This is a genomic window from Arcobacter caeni (assembly GCF_003063245.1).
Classification (GTDB): Bacteria; Campylobacterota; Campylobacteria; order Campylobacterales; family Arcobacteraceae; genus Aliarcobacter; species Aliarcobacter caeni.
The window spans coordinates 62,888-82,698 of record NZ_MUXE01000010.1 but is presented as its reverse complement, the minus strand read 5'-3'; the positions used below and the strand labels follow the sequence as shown (position 1 = coordinate 82,698).

Annotated in this window: 17 protein-coding genes; 12 read left to right on the top strand and 5 right to left on the bottom strand. The window is 26.7% G+C overall.

Annotated elements, in window-relative coordinates; translation table 11 throughout:
- The 12 genes from B0174_RS07950 to B0174_RS07895 all read left to right on the top strand — a co-directional run bounded on the left by B0174_RS07950 (position 1) and on the right by B0174_RS07895 (position 13,354).
- The gene (locus tag B0174_RS07950) at positions 1 to 1,119 is read left to right on the top strand and encodes a metallophosphoesterase family protein (RefSeq protein WP_108559439.1); all 1,119 of its coding nucleotides are present in this window, start codon (positions 1 to 3) and stop codon (positions 1,117 to 1,119) included.
- Positions 1,106 to 3,475, top strand: coding sequence for an AAA family ATPase (locus B0174_RS07945; protein WP_108559436.1), 2,370 nt, complete (start codon positions 1,106 to 1,108; stop codon positions 3,473 to 3,475). Before B0174_RS07950 ends, B0174_RS07945 begins: the two co-directional genes overlap by 14 nt.
- A gap of 46 nt (positions 3,476 to 3,521) precedes the next feature.
- The gene (locus tag B0174_RS07940; protein ID WP_108559434.1) at positions 3,522 to 6,188 is read left to right on the top strand and encodes a TrlF family AAA-like ATPase; all 2,667 of its coding nucleotides are present in this window, start codon (positions 3,522 to 3,524) and stop codon (positions 6,186 to 6,188) included.
- Between the two features lie 71 nt (positions 6,189 to 6,259).
- Positions 6,260 to 6,493, top strand: a complete 234-nt coding sequence (locus B0174_RS12310) for a helix-turn-helix domain-containing transcriptional regulator (RefSeq protein WP_205663511.1) — start codon at positions 6,260 to 6,262, stop codon at positions 6,491 to 6,493.
- Positions 6,490 to 6,858: a hypothetical protein gene (locus B0174_RS07930; RefSeq protein WP_108559432.1), complete on the top strand. Its 369-nt coding sequence runs from the start codon at positions 6,490 to 6,492 to the stop codon at positions 6,856 to 6,858. Before B0174_RS12310 ends, B0174_RS07930 begins: the two co-directional genes overlap by 4 nt.
- 551 nt (positions 6,859 to 7,409) lie before the next feature.
- On the top strand, positions 7,410 to 8,105 hold the full coding sequence (locus B0174_RS07925) for a hypothetical protein (protein ID WP_108559430.1): 696 nt from the start codon (positions 7,410 to 7,412) through the stop codon (positions 8,103 to 8,105).
- Between the two features lie 3 nt (positions 8,106 to 8,108).
- Complete coding sequence (locus B0174_RS07920) at positions 8,109 to 9,245, top strand: ComEC/Rec2 family competence protein (protein WP_108559428.1); 1,137 nt, start codon at positions 8,109 to 8,111, stop codon at positions 9,243 to 9,245.
- Complete coding sequence (locus B0174_RS07915) at positions 9,238 to 11,349, top strand: Mov34/MPN/PAD-1 family protein (RefSeq protein ID WP_108559426.1); 2,112 nt, start codon at positions 9,238 to 9,240, stop codon at positions 11,347 to 11,349. The genes B0174_RS07920 and B0174_RS07915 overlap by 8 nt, the downstream gene beginning before the upstream one ends.
- A gap of 364 nt (positions 11,350 to 11,713) precedes the next feature.
- Positions 11,714 to 11,950 carry a hypothetical protein gene (locus B0174_RS07910; protein WP_105925596.1) on the top strand — a complete coding sequence of 79 codons (237 nt, stop codon included), beginning with the start codon at positions 11,714 to 11,716 and terminating at the stop codon, positions 11,948 to 11,950.
- Positions 11,947 to 12,495 (top strand): protein adenylyltransferase Fic, encoded by a 549-nt coding sequence (gene fic / locus B0174_RS07905; RefSeq protein WP_105925594.1) that lies wholly within the window; start codon positions 11,947 to 11,949, stop codon positions 12,493 to 12,495. The genes B0174_RS07910 and fic overlap by 4 nt, the downstream gene beginning before the upstream one ends.
- Positions 12,485 to 12,796 carry a type II toxin-antitoxin system PemK/MazF family toxin gene (locus B0174_RS07900; protein WP_108559424.1) on the top strand — a complete coding sequence of 104 codons (312 nt, stop codon included), beginning with the start codon at positions 12,485 to 12,487 and terminating at the stop codon, positions 12,794 to 12,796. The genes fic and B0174_RS07900 overlap by 11 nt, the downstream gene beginning before the upstream one ends.
- 9 nt (positions 12,797 to 12,805) lie before the next feature.
- Positions 12,806 to 13,354, top strand: a complete 549-nt coding sequence (locus B0174_RS07895; RefSeq protein WP_108559421.1) for a recombinase family protein — start codon at positions 12,806 to 12,808, stop codon at positions 13,352 to 13,354.
- A gap of 49 nt (positions 13,355 to 13,403) precedes the next feature.
- Here B0174_RS07895 and B0174_RS07890 read toward each other — a convergent pair whose 3' ends face one another.
- The 5 genes from B0174_RS07890 to B0174_RS07870 all read right to left on the bottom strand — a co-directional run bounded on the left by B0174_RS07890 (position 13,404) and on the right by B0174_RS07870 (position 19,803).
- The gene (locus B0174_RS07890) at positions 13,404 to 13,748 is read right to left on the bottom strand and encodes a DUF3147 family protein (protein ID WP_108559418.1); all 345 of its coding nucleotides are present in this window, start codon (positions 13,746 to 13,748) and stop codon (positions 13,404 to 13,406) included.
- 55 nt (positions 13,749 to 13,803) lie between these two features.
- Positions 13,804 to 14,133: a YnfA family protein gene (locus tag B0174_RS07885; RefSeq protein ID WP_081560599.1), complete on the bottom strand. Its 330-nt coding sequence runs from the start codon at positions 14,131 to 14,133 to the stop codon at positions 13,804 to 13,806.
- A gap of 5 nt (positions 14,134 to 14,138) precedes the next feature.
- Positions 14,139 to 16,223, bottom strand: a complete 2,085-nt coding sequence (locus tag B0174_RS07880) for a heavy metal translocating P-type ATPase (protein WP_108559416.1) — start codon at positions 16,221 to 16,223, stop codon at positions 14,139 to 14,141.
- A gap of 65 nt (positions 16,224 to 16,288) precedes the next feature.
- A complete protein-coding gene (locus tag B0174_RS07875; protein WP_108559414.1) occupies positions 16,289 to 16,681 on the bottom strand; it encodes a FixH family protein in 393 nt (130 codons plus the stop codon).
- A gap of 29 nt (positions 16,682 to 16,710) precedes the next feature.
- Positions 16,711 to 19,803, bottom strand: a complete 3,093-nt coding sequence (locus B0174_RS07870) for an efflux RND transporter permease subunit (protein ID WP_081560602.1) — start codon at positions 19,801 to 19,803, stop codon at positions 16,711 to 16,713.
- Positions 19,804 to 19,811: the final 8 nt, after the last annotated feature.

The window sequence follows — 19,811 nt, the reverse complement described above, 5'->3', positions numbered from 1 at the left end:
TTGAAAATACTACATTTTAGCGATACGCATTTAGGTTTTAATGACCTTGATATAATAAACAAAGAAAATATAAACCAAAGAGAAGCGGATTTTTATGATGCTTTTTCCCAAGTTGTTGAACAAATAAAAACAATCAAACCAGATTTCATAATACACACAGGAGATTTGTTCCACCGTTCAAGCCCTAGTAATAGGGCTATTACCTTTGCACTTGAGCAATTTTTGCAAATAGATTCTTTAAATATTCCATTTATTTTAATAGCTGGAAATCACTCAACTCCACGAACAAACCTCAGCTCACCAATCTTGCGTATCTTTGAGAATTTTAAAAATATTTATGTTTCATATTCTCAAGAATATAAAAAAATAGAGTTTGAAGATGTGATATTTCATACTCTTCCGCATATGAATGATGAAACAACGGCAATAGAACAAATAAACTCTTGTGAAGCAAATATAAATGAATCTAAAAAAAATATTATGATGATGCATTGTAGTGTTGGTGCTTGGTATTTAATGAGTGAATTTGGTGAATGGGTATATCCCTCTAATAAAGAGTATATCTTTGAAAAGATGGATTATGTAGCACTTGGACATTGGCATGGATTTGGAAATGTTGGTAAATATGAAAATGTTTATTACAGTGGAAGTCTTGAGCGAACCAGTTTAAACGATAAACGAAACTCAAAAGGTTTTATAGTTGCAACTCTTGAAGATAAACTAACTATTGAATATAAAGAGATAAGTATAAGAGCCATAAGACAAAAAGAGATAGATTGCAAAAATCTTGAAAGCTCAATAGAACTTTTGGATACAAGTGATTGCCAAAATGCAATAGTGGAAGTAAAACTAAAAAATCTAACACCACTTACTTCTATAGATATACAAAACAAACAAATAAAAGATTTATTCCCAAATGCTATGAGCGTAAGTATAAAAAGAGAGTTTATAAAAAATGAAAGTTCATCAAATATTGATAATTTAGAAGCTATTTCCCTTGAAGAGTATTTTTTAGAGCATATAAAACAACATAGTGATGAAAAGGAATATGAAAGACTAAAACAAAAAACACAAGAACTATTTTCTAAGTATGAAGAGGTGAGTTATGATACTAACTAAACTAAAACTAGAAAACTTCAAAAAATACAGTTCTTTAGAAATCTCTTTTGATTTGGGACTCATTGGAATCATAGGAAAAAATGGAAGTGGAAAATCAACTATTTTTGAAGCTATTTTATTTGCTTTATATGGAGAGTTAAAAAACAAAGGTGATAAAGAAGTAGTAAGAAATGCAAACGCTAGTGAAAAAGATGTTGTTAGTGTAGAACTTGATTTTGAATTAGATAATAGTGAATATAAAATAATAAGAGAGTTTAGAGGTAAAACTCTAAGTGCTAATGCAAAACTATATAAAAACACAGAACTAATAACCTCAGGTGCAAAAGAAGTAACTACAAGTATAGTAAATCTTACCAAGATGAGTAAAGATGCTTTCATGCATACTCTATTTGCTAGTCAAAAGGAACTTACAAGTTTAAGTAATAGTAAACCAGAAGATAGAAAAAAGATGATTAGAAAACTTCTAGGACTTGAAAAGATTGATTTTGTAGAAAAAGAGTTAATAGAAAAGAGTAGGGAACTAAAAAGAGAAATAGATGCTTTTAAAGAAGTGTTATTAAGTAATGAAGATGTAAGTATTAAAAAAGAGAATATAAAAGAACAATCAACTCAAAAAGAGCTAATACAAAAAGATATAGAAAAAAGAACATTAGTTTTAGAAGAGTTAAAACTTCAAGAGTTAGCTATAAAACAAGATTTAGAGATATACACAAAAACAAAAGAGCAAAAACAAAATCTAAAAGCTAGATGTGAACTTCTACAAAACACAATACTCTCTCACCAAACAAATCAAGATAAGTTAATAAAAGAGCTTGATACTTTGAATACAAGACAAGAAGAGTTAAAAGGTTTACAAAGTATCAAACAAGAGTATATAAGCCTACATGATAAACTAAAAGAGCAAGAGAAGCTAAAAGAGTACAGTTTAAAAAAAGATGGCTTACTTCTTGAACAAAAAGAGCTAAGAGAACAATACACAAAAGCAAAAGATAGTATAAAAGTTCTAGAGTTTGAAACAAAAGAGCATAATGAGTTAATACAAAAAGAAAAAGAGTTAGATAAAAACATAGAGAGCTACAAACAACTACTATTACAAAAAGAGCTAGAAGAAAAAAGAGTAATACAAGAAATAGCAGGGGAAGAGAAACTAATAGCTGATATAAAAAAGAAAATAGAAAATATCACAACACTAGGAAAGGAATCAAACTGCCCAACTTGTACAAGACCACTTCTTGATGAGTATGATAGTGTTATATTCTCTTTAGAGCAAATAGTAACAAAAACTCAAAATACAAAAATAGACACTGCAAACGAAAAGTTACTGATTATAAAAGAAGAAAAAGAGAACTTAGAGAATATTCAAAAAACTCAGGTAAAAGAGCATTTTGAAATCTCAAAAACTATAAACCTAATAGAAAACAAAAAAAGAGACTTAGAAGCCCTAACAGAGCATTTTGAAAAAGTAACACAAAAGGGAGTGAAAAACAAAGTTGAACTAGCAAAACTAGAAATCTACACTTATGACTATAACCTACATGAAAGTTTACTTTCAAAACAAAAAGAGCTAAAAACAAAATATGAATATATACTAAGCCTTGAAACTATGTTAAAAAGAGTTGATAGTATAAAAGAAGAACTACAAACTTCAATTGCAAACCAAGACAAATACAACCTAGAACTTCTACAAAAAGACCTAGAATACAAAGCCATAAACTACGATGAGGTAAAACATCAAGAAAAAATAAAACAATTTGATGAGGTACAAAAAGAAAAAGATAGTTTAATAACTGTTATAAATGAGTTAAAAGTAAAAATAGCCACAATCACAGGGCAAATCAAAACCATAGAAGAATCCCTAAAAAACAATGAAATCCAACTATCAAAAGTACAAACAAAAAAAGATGATTTGATGGACTATGAAAAAATCAAAATAAATCTAGCTGAGTTTAAAACAAAACTAAACTCAAAAGTAGCTCCCCGAATTTCAGACATAGCATCAAGTATGTACGCCCAAATCACAAAAGGCAAATATCAACACATAGAAGTATCAAACGACTTCGACTTTTTCATCTACGATGAAGGTAAAAGATACCCAATCGAAAGATTTAGTGGTGGTGAAATCGACCTAGCAAACTTGGTTTTAAGAATCGCCATATCAAAAACACTAAGCGAACTAAGTGGCGCAAGTAGCATAGAGTTCCTAGCCTTTGACGAAGTATTTGGAAGCCAAGATGAAAGTAGAAGAATGGAAATCCTAGAAGCCTTTCATACTATTAAAGAACAGTATAGACAGATATTTCTGATAAGCCATGAAATGGAGATTAAAGAGATGTTTGAGCGGGTTGTGGAGTTATAGGGAATGGAAAAATTAAAAGTAAACAAATATAAAAGGAGTAGTAGTTATGAGTGATTTTTCAAAAGGTTCAGAGTGGAGAAAATGGGATTTACATGTTCATACTCCATTATCAATTATAAACCAATATTCTGAAAATAATCAAAGAACTGATGATAAAAATGTGTGGGATAAATATGTTGATGAATTAGAAAAATTGCCAAATGATGTAAAGGTTATAGGTATTAATGATTATTATTTTTTAGATGGATATGAAAAATTAATTAAAGAATATAAATGGAATGGAAGATTAACAAATATAGAGAAGATATTTTTATTGTTAGAATTTAGAATTGATACATTTGTTCCAACAGGAAGAGCTTTTAATAAAATAAATTTACATTTATTGTTTGATATTGATGAAACTAATAAGGATGAATTTGATTCTAAAATAAATGAAATAAAAGAAAAATTCAATATAAAGCTAGATATTTCTTCAGTTAACAAATGTAAAGACAAATCTTTAACTTTAGAAAACTTTATTAATTTAAGTGATGGGAAATGCTTATCTAGTGGATTTGATACTTTAATTCCTTCTACATCTCAGGTTTTTGAAAAAATTGAATCATGGAAAAAAGATAATAATCTAATAACATTTCTAGGCTACAGTGAATGGTATGCATTAGATTATGAAAAATTAAAAGTATATAAAGAAGATTTATTTAACAAAACAGATTTAATGTTTAGTGCTTCTGAAACAGTTGAAAATGTTTTGAAAAAGAAAGATAAAGTACATGAGGAATTGACAGAAAATAAAATAATTCTACATTGTTCTGATTTACATTCATTTAACAATGGACAACTTTCTTTTGAAAATTATAAATGTTTTACTTGGATAAAAGCTAAACCTACTTTTGAAGGACTGAAACAAGTAATATTTGAGCCTAAATTTAGAGTTTATATTGGAGCTGATAAGCCAATTGAACCTATTCATAAAATAGAAAATATAAGTTTAAATTTTCCCGAAGATTGTGAGTGGGACAATGAAAAATTTTGTTTTTCAGGTAAAAATAATATTACTTTTAATCCTTATTTAACCTCAATTATTGGTGGTAGAGGTACTGGTAAAAGTACATTATTAAATTTGATTGGAAAGAAACTAGGTTTTAAGTCAGAATTTTTTGATAAATTTATTATAAATGATGAAAATTTAATAATTAATCCAATAGCTATTAATAATATAGAATTCTTACCACAAAATGAAATTGATAAATTTGCAAAAGATTCTCATGCATTTACATTGGCGATTTTTAATAGAATAGATAAATTATCGAATAATATATTAAGTAAATTTGAAAATGATAATATTGAGAATCTAAATAAATTTAATGATCAGATTTATAAAATTAAAGAACTTGAAAACATAAAACAAGAACAAGAATCTGAGAATAAAAAACTAATTATTAATAAAAATATTATTTCAACTTTTCAAGATAAAGCTTATTTAGATAATAAAAAAGAATTAGATAAATGTGTAAAAGAAATAAATGAAATAACAAATTCAAGAGAATCTTATAGAATTTTATATGAAAATCTTAAAAAGTTAAGTGAAGATTTTTTGTTGATTGAAGAAAAAAATGAATATGATAAATATTTTAATGAATTAAAAACAGATTTAGATAATACATATAATAAATTTAAAAATAAAAATTATGATGAAATAAAGTTGAAATTAAAGAATTTAGATGATGACAAGAACAAGTATAATCAAAATATAGAATTATTTCTTCTAGAAAAAGGTTTCAATAATGAAAATATTAAGGATTTATCTATTGCATCTGAAAATATCATTTCTATTGAAAATAGAATTGATAATTTTACAAATAAAATATCTATTTTAGAAAATCAAATTAATATTTTTTCATTTGAAGATAAAAATATAGAGTATAAGAATTTAGTTGATGATCAATTATTAGAAATTAACACAATATTCGAAGAAATTCAAGAAAAAAATCCTAATGATGTAAAATTAATTCAAATTAATTATAAATTTAACAATAATATAAATGAACAAGTTTTCAATAAATTAGTGAATGAATTAGAAATTAATACTAAAATCAGTTCAATAAGAAGTAATTTTTTTGAGTATTTATTTAAAGTATCCGTAGAACAAGTATTAGAGTTTCAAACTCATGAAGAATTAAAAGAAAAACTTAGTTCAGAAATTAAACAAACAAATACAAAAACTTTTGCTCTTTTAGATGAAATAATGTTTAATGAAATGTCTTTTAAAATTTATAAATTTATAATTCAACAAACTAAACAAGATTTTGCGAAAAATAAAATTTTAGAAGTTTTATATGATAATAAAACTTTGGATAAAGCGTCTTTTGGTCAAAGATGTACTTCTGCAATTGTAATTCTAATTTCATTAGGAAATAATCCAATTATAATAGATGAGCCTGAAGCTCATTTAGATAGTTCTTTGATTGCAAATTATCTTGTTGAATTAATTAAAGAAAAGAAAAAACAAAGACAAATTATATTTGCAACTCATAATGCTAATTTTGTTTTAAATGCAGATTCTGAATTAATAATTAAACTTGATAATGTTGATGGTAAAACAGTATGTACTTTATTTAGTATTGAAGATTTAGAACATAGAGATAGTTTATTAAAACTTGAAGGTGGGATTGAAGCATTTAAAAAAAGAGAAAGAAAATATAATATTAATTAGTTTTATAAAAAATAAATCATCGGGAAAATGGTTTAAAATACTTTTATCATATAAAAGTTAGGAATAAGAAAATGGATGATGTAGAAAAATACATAGAAAAAAGAAAATTACAAGATAAAGACTTTGCAGAAAATTTTGACAAAGGTTATGAAGAATTCAAAATAAATGAGTTAAAAAATTTTGATATTTCTGAATACTTAAATAACAAAGAAATAAGAGATGAATATTTAGCCCAAGTATTAAATGATGGCGATAAAGATGAAATATTAGAAGCCCTTGAAAATATCGAGAAATCTAAAACTTGAAACAAAAACTAACCCTCTACTACGACAAACAATGTCCATTTTGCTCAAAATATGCAAACTTTTTAAAACTCAAAAAGAACTTTGAAATCACTCTAAAAGATGCAAGAGAAAACCTATCTGAAATATCTCTTATTTGTCCAAACCTAAACATAAATGATGGTTTTATAGTTGTATATGAAAACAACTGTTTTCAAGGTGCAAAGGCTTTACAGTTTTTAAATACTGCTGTTGATAAAGATTCAATTTTAGGAAAACTACATTTTGTTTTTAGATATGACAATATTTTTTCAAAAATCTTGTATAAAATTCTTTTCATTTTGCGAAAAATTATACTTTTTATATTAAGAAAAGATAGCAAAATCTAATCTTTCTTAATATTTAAAATAGTTTATTTTAGGCTATATTTACATAAAGGTACAAAATGTGCCATGGTTCTTAAATATAGCTTAAATTAATATATTCTAATTCTTAAAATAGCCTAGAAATAGTTTTTCCTTATATTGATACAACTTTTAATTAAAAAATCAATCCTCGTTGAAATATAGAGTTATGTTTTAACTTATCATTGCATTTACTTTCTTATCAATTTTTGTAAAATCATATGTTCCATAATAAGTCATTTTAAAGAACACTATAATATTTTATTATATATTGAAGTGTGACCTTAATGTGACAACTTTCGGCTAAAATAATTTACAACAAAATAATACTTTTTATAAAGATTTATATATTATATTTTTAGGTACTGACTATTAATTTGAACATTTAAATAAATACCAATTTTATTATTATCTGGGATGTATAAATAGATTTTATAAAATTATTTTCTAATATCTTGACATATATAGACTAAAGTTTGTATAATTTGTAGCACTCTAATATTGGAGTTGCTAAAAAAAATAAGGATAGCCTTTTTATGGATAAATATAATATTAATGCAATATACATGCCTGCTATTTTTCTAATGATACCAATAGTTTTTGTAATTGAAGTTTTAAGAATTGATACTAATAAATTAATAGAAACGATGGGAAAAGTTAATTATGAATTTGATGGTATAACAATAACTGCAGGAATAGTTTCGTGGATTTTTTTCTTTAAAGTGATTAGATACATTGGAAAACATTTTGTTGAAAATCGTATTTTTGAAAATGGGAATAGATTTCCAACAACGTTATATTTAACGAAAGATTCAAATGAACTTTCAAGTGCTATTAAAGCAAAGATTTTTCAACATTTAGAGTCAGATTTTAAATTGGAACTTTCACATTTAGATCAATTAAATGCAGAAGAAGAGCTTAAAGAAATTAATAGTTTAGTTGGTTCAATCCGTAGAAAAGTTAAAGATGGTACTTTAACTTTGAAAAGAAATATAGATTATGGACAAGCAAGGAATTTTATTGGAGGATTATTTATTGCTTTACCTATTACATTATTATGTAATATTTATTGTATTTATTACTCGCAATATGGAATTATTGAATATACTTTATTTGGCATAAGTTTAGTATTTATTCTTATCTTGCTGTTTCATGTATCTATTATTAAAAAGTTTGCAGACGAGTATGCCCGTATGCTATTTGATGATTATATAACATTAGAAAGGAATTAATCTATGAGTTATACAAAAATTGCATTTTTACCAGTTGACAATGGTAATATGACATTTATTAAATTAAATGATGTAAATGAAACAACGATTTTATACGATATGTATATTAGAGAAAAAGCAACTGATCCTAATGATAAAACATACGATGTTTTACAATATTTAAAAGATAATTTAAAAACAGATTCGAAAGGTAGACATTTTGTTGATGTATTTATTTTATCACATCATGATGATGACCACATTAGAGGTTTTGAGAATTATTTTTATACGGGAGATATAAAAGATATTTCAGATAAGTGTGAAAAAATTTATATTAAAGAGATTTGGGGATCATCACGTTTCTTTAAAAAAGCAAATATTTTTCATACTTTACAATCGAATGCAAAAGTATTTAATACAGAAATGAGAAGAAGATATGAACTTCACAAGAAATATGATGCAATACAAGAAGAAGGTAATAGAATTATCATTTTAGGAAAATCTGATGATGATAAAACAGATCATGTTGAAAATATTGTATATGAAATTGGAGATTCTATACATTTTTTAAATAATAGAAATTTAAGTTCAAAAATTGATATTAATATATTAGGACCAATTGAACAACAAAAAGATGAAATTGATGATTTATATAAAAGAAAAAATAGAGGGAGTGTAATTTTACAATTAAATATTGAGCAAGATAGTTATATAAACCAAATATTGTTAACAGGTGATGCAGGAGCAGATGTTTTACAATATATGTATAATATATATCATCTATCAAAATTTAAGTATGATATCTTACTTGCACCACATCATTGTTCTAAATATTCAATGTTTAATAAACTAAGTGATGGTTCTTGTGAAATATCTGAAAATGCATTAGAATTACTTTCTCAAGCTAAATCTGGAGCTAAAATAATTGCTAGTTGTAGAGAATTTGGTAAAGATACGCCTCCTCACAAAGAAGCAAAAAAAGAATATGAAAACATTGTTGGAGAATCAAACTTTTTTTATACTTTAGGTTATAAAAAAGGAAGCGAACCAATTGAATTTGAACTAACTGGATTTGGACATAAAGAGATAGTAAAAACCACAAAAGCTAAAATAACTACTGCTTCTGCAATATCAGTGGGGGAAGCACGTGGGCATGGTTAATTTTAATTTTATTGAACTAGCTCATAAATATACTGAACAATCACATCACATAAGTAAAGTAACTAAGATAAAAGTGGATGAAGCAAACATAAAAGCTTCATTTACAGCTACTTTTAAATTAAATTTCCCAAGTGCAATAGTAGATAATGAAACAGAGTTAGGGGTTAGACGAGAAGAGGATGTTAAATTTGAATTCTGTGAAAAATTTCCTAGTAAAGAACCTTTTATTACATTAAGAAAAGATTTTCCAAGATATTTTGAACATATTAATCCAAATAGTAAAGTAGTTAATCCTTGTATTTATGAAGGGAATCTATCTGAACTATTACAGCAACCAAAATTTTTTGATGAAATACTTGACCAAATGGCATTTTGGTTAGACAAAACAGTTACTAATAGATTATTCGATAAGTCACAAGGATGGGAACCTATGAGAAGTGATAATTCTGATGGGGATATTGAATTTCCAATTAGTTTTGTTGAAAAAGTATTAGCTAATGGAATAGAAACTAGTACAGTAACTTATTGGATTATAGATGAAAAGAATAACTATTTTTATGTAAGAAAAAATGATGAATTACAAAAAGTTAATAATGTTAATATTTCATATCTAATTCCTTTTATGAGTGAACAAATTGCTGATAGATATTATCCTAATAATATAAGTACATATCGTGATTTAGTAGATTTTTGTAAAAAAATTCATATTACAAACTTAGATGAAGATTTAACAAAAAATTATAAATTATTAGAAAATATTTCATATGTGTTTGTATCATTATTTGTTCGACGACCTGCAAAAATAATAGGAACTAATTTAGATTATGAAATTATGAATTTTGCAATAAATGTAAAAACACTTGAAAAAACAAGAAATGGGAAAAAGATTCAGCATGGAACAAAAGTATATACTTTATCAAGTAAGGAATCTCCTTCAAAAGAATTATTTTCAAAATTTTCAGGTCTTAGCAAAAAAACAACAAATAAAGATATGGTAATTACCCAAATAGGTTGTGGTAGTTTAGGTTCAAAAATTATTTTACATTTAGCAAGAACTGGACTTACTGATAATATTAATTTAATAGATAAAGGATTCTTTAGTGCCCATAATTATGCTCGTCATGGATTAAGTAATGCAAATTTTATATATGGCAAAAAGAGTTTACTATTACATAATTCTTTAAAGGAAATGGGATTAAAAAATATAAAATATTCAGATAAAGATATAAAAGATTTAGAACAAGCTCTTCACGAGAATCAGATTTTAATTGATTCAACAGCAGATATATCTGTTAGAAACTTTTTAATTAATGACAATATCAAAAGTGAAGTAATTTATACTGTACTTCATCAATTAGGAACTATAGGTTTAGTATTTATTGAAGCTAAAAATAGAGGTGTTAGAGTTGATGATATAATGGTTGAATTTTATTATCTATGTTTTTTCAATGATGAACTATCTAAATTGATTAGAACTAATAATGTAAAATATGAAGCTATTGGACAAGGATGTGGTTCATTAACAACAATTGTATCTGATGCAACTATATCTCTTCAAGCTGCTTCAATGGCAAATATTATTCAAAATAGATTAGAGTTTGGTTCAAAAGATTTTGGAGAGCTTAATATAGGCCAGATTCAAAATAATATAAATATATCTTGGCAAAATTTAGAAGTATTTCCTCCAGTTATATTAAAAGAAGATACTTATAATATGCAAGTAAGAGTTTCATCAAGAGTAATTGATATGATTAAAGAAGAATCAAAAAAACATCTTCCAAATGAAACAGGAGGAATTTTAATTGGCCATATATCATTAGTTAATAGAACTTTTACAATTGTAGATTTTATAGATGCTCCAGAAGACAGTAAAAGAAGTTCAAGTTATTTTGAATTAGGTACAATTGGTCTTAAAGATAAAATAGAATCTTATGAAATTAAAACAAATGGCTTATTAACATATATAGGTACATGGCATAGTCATCCTCTTGGAGGTGGACCATCTGGCACTGATAAAAGAATGAAAGAAAAATTAATGAAAGACAGAGAAAATTGTCCATCGGTTTGTCTAATTTATAGTAGTGGTAATTTTTTAACTTTTTAAACTGGTTATAGACTACATTTATACATTGGTATAAAAAACTATAGCCATCTTAAATATCAACTAATTTTATCAACAAACTTAAAAAAATATTTAAATCCTAAATAAAAAATCCAATATCTCATTTTTATCATAAAAAACTTTTCTTATAAACGGTGGTTTTTAAGAATGAAAAAAAGCAAATTACTAAATTCCATAAAATCATACTTTTAAATTCTCAAAAACTATTCTCAAAACTAATTCTTAATTTGTTATAATTTATATGAGTTTTAAGAAAGTTTATTTATTATTCTTTATATTTTAGTTAGTTTATAACTATCTATAAGATATAATCTATATATAATAATTATATATAAAGGATTACTAAATGTTAATCTATGGTATTACAGATATTCAAAATAAACCTTCATTAATAAAAAGTATGGATATTGCTCAAATTGTTGATAAAAGAAAAAATATTACATTAGGATATTTCATTTCTTCTAAATATGAAAAACAAATTAAACCTTTGATTGATAAAATTGATCGTGATGAAAAATTAGCTAAACTTAAAAAATTAAAACAACATGAAGATTTTGAAAAAGAGAGTGAAAACAACTCATGAAAAATATTGATAAATTAAGTATTGAAAAAGCATATCTTCTTTTTGATAGTAAAGAGATAGATAACTTTGAAGTTGGAACATTAAAGGGCTTACAACAAATTCACAAATTTTTATTTGATGGATTATATGATTTTGCTGGAGAAATTAGAACTCTTAATATTTCAAAAGGTAATTTTAGATTTGCTAACTCTTTATATTTAAAAGAGATTTTGGACAAAATAGAAACTATGAATGAAAATACTTTTGAAGAGATAATAGCAAAATATGTTGAAATGAATATTGCTCATCCATTTATGGAAGGTAATGGAAGAACCATGCGTATTTGGCTTGATATGATGTTAAAGAAAAATCTAAAAAAGGTTGTTAATTGGCAATTTATAGATAAAGAATTATATTTACAATCAATGGAGCGAAGCCCTATTAATGATTTAGAATTAAGATTTTTATTAAGTGCTAATCTTACAGATAAAGTAGATGATAGAGAAGTAATATTCAAAGGAATAGAACAATCTTACTATTATGAAGGATATGTAGTTGAAAAATGAATTTAATTGTAAAGATATAGTTATTACAGAACAAAATACAAAAGCATTAATTATTTCAAAAGATGATGAAAATTCTATTTTAGATACAGTTATTATCTTACCATTATCATCTAATACTCTTGATGATATGTTTCCATATAGATTAAGAATAGAAAAAAGAGATAATCTAAAAGAAGATTCAGATGTTTTAATCAATCAAATTACAACATTAAATAAATTTAAGATCAAAGAAAAAATAGCTAAATTAACCCAAGAAGAATATGATTTAGTTATACAAGCTCTTTGTAAAAATTTTCAATAGGATAATCTAATGCTTATAGGATATGCAAGAGTTTCAACAACTGATCAAAATCTTTCTTTACAAAAAGATGCTTTAGAAAAAGCTGGATGTGAAAGAATTTATGAAGATGAACTAAGTGGCACAAAAGATAATCGTCCAGGTCTTTTAAAAGCTCTTGAAATGCTAAGAGAAAATGATACTTTAGTTGTATGGAAACTTGATAGATTAGGAAGAAGTGTAAAAAGTTTAATTGAACTTGTTAGCGAACTTAATTCTAAAAATATACATTTTAAAAGCTTAACTGATTCTATAGATACATCAACACCAAGTGGAAGATTCTTTTTTCATGTAATGGCAAGTTTAGCCCAAATGGAAAGAGAATTAATTGTTGAAAGAACAAAAGCTGGGCTTGAATCTGCTAAAAAACTAGGACGTGTTGGTGGAAGAAAAAGAACTATGACAGATAGTAAACTTGCAAGTGCAAAAAAACTTTTAGAATCAGGTGCTCTTCCAAAAGATGTAGCAAAAGATTTAGGTGTATCTCTTGCTACCCTTTATAGGTGGATTCCTGCAACATAAAAAAAATAAAATTTCTTTTTCTCTGCTATTTATATTTTTATTTTGCGAATCACAAACTAATATTAAATTTTTGAAGTAAAGAAATCATTATATAATAACTAATAATTGTAATAAATATTGAACCCAATAATGAGATATAGAAGTTAAAATATTTGAGAAAAATAGGCAAAATAACAAATAATACTAAAGAGGGAATAACTAACCAAAAAATTGAATATGAAAGTTTTGAGATAGTTTCTACATTTTTTGTATCAACATATATCCAAATAAAAGCCAACACGGATACAAAAGGTATAGATGCTAAGATAGCTCCAACGAATGAACTTCTTTTTGAAAGTTCTGATATACCCACAATTAAAATAGCAGAAATTAAAACTTTTATAATGTAATACATTCAAAAATGAAGGAGCTTAGTGTACTCCTATCAAAATTTATCTTGACATTCCCAATTAGTTTGCTTTATTTCCAATAAATATAATAAATGCTCCAATCATTGCTAAACTTGCACCTATAATATCCCATCTATTAAAACTCTCTCTTTCAACTAAAACAAGCCAAATTAAAGAAGCTATTATATAAATCCCACCATATATAGCATAAATTCTTCCTGCATTTTCCACATCAATTTTGGTTAAAACATAAGCAAAAAGAATTAAAGAAATAACCCCTAACACTATCCACCAAGGAGTTTTTCCAAGTCTAAAATACAACCAAAAAGCAAAACAGCCAAATATTTCAAAAAAAGCTGCTAAAAAGAATATCCCTAAATTACCTATCATTTATTTTATTTTTCTTTTATAGTATTTAGAATTCTCATAGAATTAAAAATAGCAAGTAAAGCTACACCAACATCTGCAAAAATCGCTTCTTTCATACCAATGATTGCTCCTGCACCAAGAACAAGAAAACCAATTTTAACTATCATAATAAAAACAATATTTTGATAAACAATTGTTTTAGTTTTTTTAGCAATTTTTATAGCATCAACAATAGATTGTATATTATCATTTAAAAGAATAATATCAGCAGATTTTACAGCTAAATCACTACCAATTCCACCCATAGCAATTCCAAGATCTGCGTTTGCTAAAGTTGGAGCATCATTTATTCCATCACCTACAAAAGCCGTAGGTTGATTCGTCTGTTTTTTTATCTTCTCAAAATAAGTCAATTTTTCTTGAGGTAAAAGTTCATATTTTACTTCATCTATGCCCAATACAGTAGCTACATTTAAAGCAACTTCCTTTTTATCTCCTGTTAACATATACGTTTTATTGATATTGAGTTTTTTGAGTTCACTAATGACGCTTTTTGCTTCAGTTTTGATAATATCATCTACTACAATATAACCTGCAAATACATTATCAATGGCGATTAAGATTGCACTTAAATTCTCTTTTACATCATCATATTGTATATTAAATTTTGTAAGAAGTTTTGTATTTCCTATTAAAACTTCTTTGTTATCTACAATTGCTTTTATTCCCATGCCACCAAACTCTTCATGAGTTATTATATGTTTTAAGTCAATTTCTTTACCATAAGCCTTTACAATAGACAGTGCAATAGGATGCGTTGAAAAACTCTCTGAATAGGCTGCAAGTTTTAAAAGTTCATCTTCTGGTAATAGTTTGCTCTTAATATCTGTGACTTCAAATACTCCATGGGTAAGTGTACCTGTTTTATCAAATACAATATTTCTTATTTCTGTTAGTTTTTCTACATAGTTTGCACCTTTTACCAATACACCTCTTTTAGATATAGCACCAATGGCACTAAAAAAAGATAATGGAACAGAAACCACTAAAGCACAAGGGCAAGAAATTACTAAAAAAATTAATCCTCTTTCTATCCAATCTGTAAACACTGCTCCTTGGATAAATAATGGGGGAAGTGTACTTAATAAAACAGCAAGAATAACTACAATGGGTGTATAAACAGCAGCGAACTTCGAGATAAATTTCTCAGCAGATGCTTTTTTTGAAGCTGCATTTTCAATGAGTTCTACAATTTTAGCAATAGTTGAGTCTTTATAAAGGGATTTTACTTTTATATATGAAGCATTTGATATATTGATATAACCACTGATAAGTTCTTCATTTTCATTGATGGTTTTAGGTTTAAATTCACCTGTAATTGTACTTGTATCAAAAGAACATTTTTTTGAAAGAAGTATCCCATCTACAGGTACTTTTTCTCCTACTTTAACTAAAATAGTATCGCCAATTTTTACATTTTCAGGTGTTTTTTGAATAATATTTTCACCCTCTTTAACATTTGCAAATTCAGGTTTAATATCTATAAGTGCATTAATATTATCTCTTGAATTATTAACAGCAACTGCTTGGAACATCTCTCCTATTTGATAAAATAGCATAACAGCAATCCCCTCAACATATTCACCCAATGCAAAGGCTCCAATAGTTGCAATGCTCATTAAAAAATGTTCATCAAATACTTTTCCATTTTTTATATTTTTAATAGCTTGAAATATTACATCCCGACCAACTAACAAATAAGCAGTTACATATAAAATGAGTTGAAGGTTTTTATTGCTTACATAGTTGTAAGATATAAATGTTAAAATAATAGAAATAATTGTAATTAATAAAAGTTTTTTATTAAGAAGTTCCCAAAAAGTTCTCTGTTTTTTTGTTTCATCTTTTATAATTAGGACTTGTTTCTCGATTTTTTGAATCTCATTTTCAATTTTGTCTAATAAATTTTTTTCACTTTTTTGTTCAAAACTCAAAGTCGAAGTAGCAAAATTTAATTTTACATTACTAAGTTCATCGAGTTCATTTAATCTTTTTTCGATTTTTCCCGCACAATTTGCACAATCAAGATTTTGAAGTTTTACTGTTGTCATTGATATTTTTCCTTTAAAGTAAAAGATAAGAGATGTTAAATATCTCTTATCTTACTTATTTTTCGTTAATTAAATGCAAAAGAACCTTTTGAAGTTCGAGTAACTCCTCCTGTCATTATATTATATGTGATAACGTATCCATATTCACCCTTTTCTGAAAGCGTAACATTAAATGAATAGTTTTTTTTATCATTTACTTTATTACTATTATACTCAACTACTTCACCATTTGGTTTATATACTTTTAAATTTACATTTACTCCATCTAAAGATTTAGTTTTATAAAGAATTTTAACGTTAAATTCATTATCTCCTAATTTTAATTCATCGTACACTTTTACTAAAACTCTATAGTCTTTAGTAGTTTGATGTGATAAATATATCTCTTTTGCATTTAAAGAAGTAGTCCCACTTAATAAAATTCCTGATACAAGTAATATTCTGAGTAAATTTTTCATTTTTTTCCTTTTGTTTGATTTAAATTATATTATTGAGCTTTTAAGCTAACTGTGACTTTTTCTTCTCCATGATGATCGTTTTTATAAAACAAATAATATGTTGAAGGTAAAATCAGAAGGGTTAATAGTGTTGAACTTATTATTCCTCCAATTACAACGACGGATAAGGGATATTGTATTTCACTTCCTACTCCTGTAGCAAACAACAAAGGTAAAATACCAAAAAGTGTTGTAAATGCTGTCATTAAAACAGGTCTGAGTCGCAATAGTGTTGCATCTTTTAGAAGAGTTTTTAAATCCACATGGGGAAATTTTTCTCTTAATTCATCGATAAAACTAACAAGTACGATTCCATTGAGTATAGCAATAGCAAAAATTGCAATAAATCCTACAATAGCAGATACCGATAAATATACACCACTTGCTACCAACGCTAAAATAGCACCAATTAAACCAAATGGAACATTCAATAAAATCAATAAGGCTTTTTTTAATGAATTAAAGGCAGTATATAATAGCAATATTACAAGAAATACTGATAAAGGTACTAGTATCATAAGCTTTTGCGTAGCTTCCTGCATATTTTTAAAATCACCTGCCCATTCTATAAAATAACCCGTTGGCATATCCACTTTTTCTTGTATTATCTCATTTGCTTCTTTAACAAATGATGCAATATCTCTTCCATCAACTTCTATAGAAAGTACCATATAACGATTTAAATTCTCTCTTTTAATAAATGAGGGACCTTGAACAATCGATATTTTACTGATTTGTTCTAATGTTACAACAGCTCCTGAAGAAGAACGCAAGGTTAATTCTTTAATACTTTGAATATCCTTTTTAGCATTTTCTATTTTTGCGACAATACCAAATCGTTTTACACCTTCAATTTTTTCTGTAACTTCTTCTTCTCCTATACCATTTCGAATCACACTCATTACTTCATCAACATTAATTCCATATCGAGCAAGTGCCAAATAATCAGGTTCAATTTTAATTTGAGATTGTCCCAATTGTGATTCAAGACTCAATTGTTTTGCACCATCAATATCACTAATGTTTTGCTGTATTTTTGTGGCAATATCATTAAGTACTTTTTGGTCATTTCCAAATACTTTTATGGCTAATTCAGCTTTAACACCTGCTAATAACTCTTCAACTCTCATAGCAATAGGTTGTGTAGGAACAAATTGTACATATTCAAACTTTTTCTCAAGTTTTTCATTAAGTTCATTTGTCAATTGTTCTAAATCTTCAATATCATTACTAAGCGTTAATAAGACTTCCATATAGTTTGGTTGAGCAGTTTCACCTTTTTCACTTCTTCCCATCATTGATAAAACAGAAAGAACCTCTTTGGGATACTCTTTTAAGATATACTTCTCAACTTCTTGTGCCATTTCAACTGATTGACTAAGACTTGTTCCAGGAATTGCTACTACTCTGTACATGATTGATTCTTCATTTAAAGTTGGCATAAACTCTCGTCCTTGAAAAGACAATAATGCTACGCAGATAAAAAACAAAGCAGATATACCTATAAAAAGCTTTTTTGCATTATTTAAAGCAAAAACCAATATTGGACTGTATCCATGTTTAATCTTTTTCATAATTGAGTTATCAGAACTCTTTGCTGGTTTTAGCAATAAGTAAGTTAATACAGGAACTAAGATTAAAGCAACAGCTAATGAACCCAACATAACAAATACAATATTAATCGCCATAGGACTGTAGAGTTTTCCTGCTAAACCACCTAAACTTAACAATGGTATAAATACTGCTGCAATAACTAAAATAGCAAATGTTACAGGAGTAGCTACTTCTTTTGTGGATTCTGCGACAATTTCAAATTTACTCTTATCTTTTTCATCATGAAGTTTTCTAAAAGTATTTTCAACAATTACAATGGTACCATCAACAATCATACCAACTGCAATTGCTAAACCACTTAGACTCATCAAGTTTGCACTTAATCCAAAATACTCCATAAGTAAAAAGGCAATAAGTAAAGATACAGGTAATGATAATATAACAATAAATGCGGAACGAAGTTCAAATAAGAATAAAAACAGTACAATTGCAACTAAAACAACTCCTGAAGTTAATGCAGATGTCATAGTATTCACTGCTTTTAATGTGATTTCTGAACGGTCATAAATTGGGTTTATTTCTACACCATCTGGCAATGTTGAGTTAACTGTTAAAATTTTTTCTTTTAATAATTCAACTACTTTTGCCGCATTTGTTTCTGTTCTTTGTAATACCATTCCAATAACAGCTTCTTTTCCATCAATAGAGATGGCTCCAAATCTTGGCATCGAACCTATTTGTACTTTTGCAACATCTTGAATAACGATTGCTTGTCCATTTTGTGATTTAATCACACTATTTTTTATATCATCAATATTTTTATATAAACCAGCACCTCGAATAAGATACTGTTCTTTATTAAACTCTAAATATTGTCCACCTGCTGCTATATTACTTCGTTGTAGTGCTTGAACGACATCATCATAAGTAATATTTAAGCTTTGTAGCTTTTTAGTATCAATTAAGACATCATATTGTTTTTCTTTTCCTCCCCATCCAATGACTTCTTCAACACCTTTTACACTTTTAAACAAAGGACTTACAATATACTCTTGCATTTCTCTTAACTCTTGCAAAGAGTATTGATTGTTTTTATCTTTTATCTCATACCAAAATACTTGTCCTAAACCTGTTGTATTGGGTCCAAGTGTAGGTTTTCCCCAACCATTTGGAATGTCAACTGTATTTAATCGCTCACTTACAAGTTGTCTTAGAAAGTTTATATCCATATCATCTTCAAAAAATATAGAGACATACGATAATCCAAATATAGAATTGGACGTTATCATTTCAACGCCTGCCATACCAGACATTGCTGATTCAATCGGATAAGTAATTAACTTTTCAATATCTTCTGCAGAATTCCCTGGGCTTTCTGTATAAATCACTACTTGCTTAGGAGTAATATCAGGAAATGCATCAACAGGGATATTTTTATAGGCTCTAAATCCCAATGCACAAATGGATATAAAAAGAACAATGACTAAAAGTCTGTATTTTAAAGATAGGTCAATAAGTTTATCTAACATAATATCCC

Coding starts and splice junctions, on each gene's coding strand:
- B0174_RS07945 (WP_108559436.1), top strand. CDS start 1,106: ATGATACTAACTAAACTAAAACTAGAAAACTTCAAAAAATACAGTTCT.
- B0174_RS12310 (WP_205663511.1), top strand. CDS start 6,260: ATGGATGATGTAGAAAAATACATAGAAAAAAGAAAATTACAAGATAAA.
- B0174_RS07875 (WP_108559414.1), bottom strand. CDS start 16,681: ATGAAAAATTTACTCAGAATATTACTTGTATCAGGAATTTTATTAAGT.
- B0174_RS07925 (WP_108559430.1), top strand. CDS start 7,410: ATGGATAAATATAATATTAATGCAATATACATGCCTGCTATTTTTCTA.
- B0174_RS07940 (WP_108559434.1), top strand. CDS start 3,522: ATGAGTGATTTTTCAAAAGGTTCAGAGTGGAGAAAATGGGATTTACAT.
- B0174_RS07870 (WP_081560602.1), bottom strand. CDS start 19,803: ATGTTAGATAAACTTATTGACCTATCTTTAAAATACAGACTTTTAGTC.
- B0174_RS07890 (WP_108559418.1), bottom strand. CDS start 13,748: ATGTATTACATTATAAAAGTTTTAATTTCTGCTATTTTAATTGTGGGT.
- B0174_RS07920 (WP_108559428.1), top strand. CDS start 8,109: ATGAGTTATACAAAAATTGCATTTTTACCAGTTGACAATGGTAATATG.
- fic (WP_105925594.1), top strand. CDS start 11,947: ATGAAAAATATTGATAAATTAAGTATTGAAAAAGCATATCTTCTTTTT.
- B0174_RS07880 (WP_108559416.1), bottom strand. CDS start 16,223: ATGACAACAGTAAAACTTCAAAATCTTGATTGTGCAAATTGTGCGGGA.
- B0174_RS07885 (WP_081560599.1), bottom strand. CDS start 14,133: ATGATAGGTAATTTAGGGATATTCTTTTTAGCAGCTTTTTTTGAAATA.
- B0174_RS07915 (WP_108559426.1), top strand. CDS start 9,238: ATGGTTAATTTTAATTTTATTGAACTAGCTCATAAATATACTGAACAA.
- B0174_RS07895 (WP_108559421.1), top strand. CDS start 12,806: ATGCTTATAGGATATGCAAGAGTTTCAACAACTGATCAAAATCTTTCT.
- B0174_RS07910 (WP_105925596.1), top strand. CDS start 11,714: ATGTTAATCTATGGTATTACAGATATTCAAAATAAACCTTCATTAATA.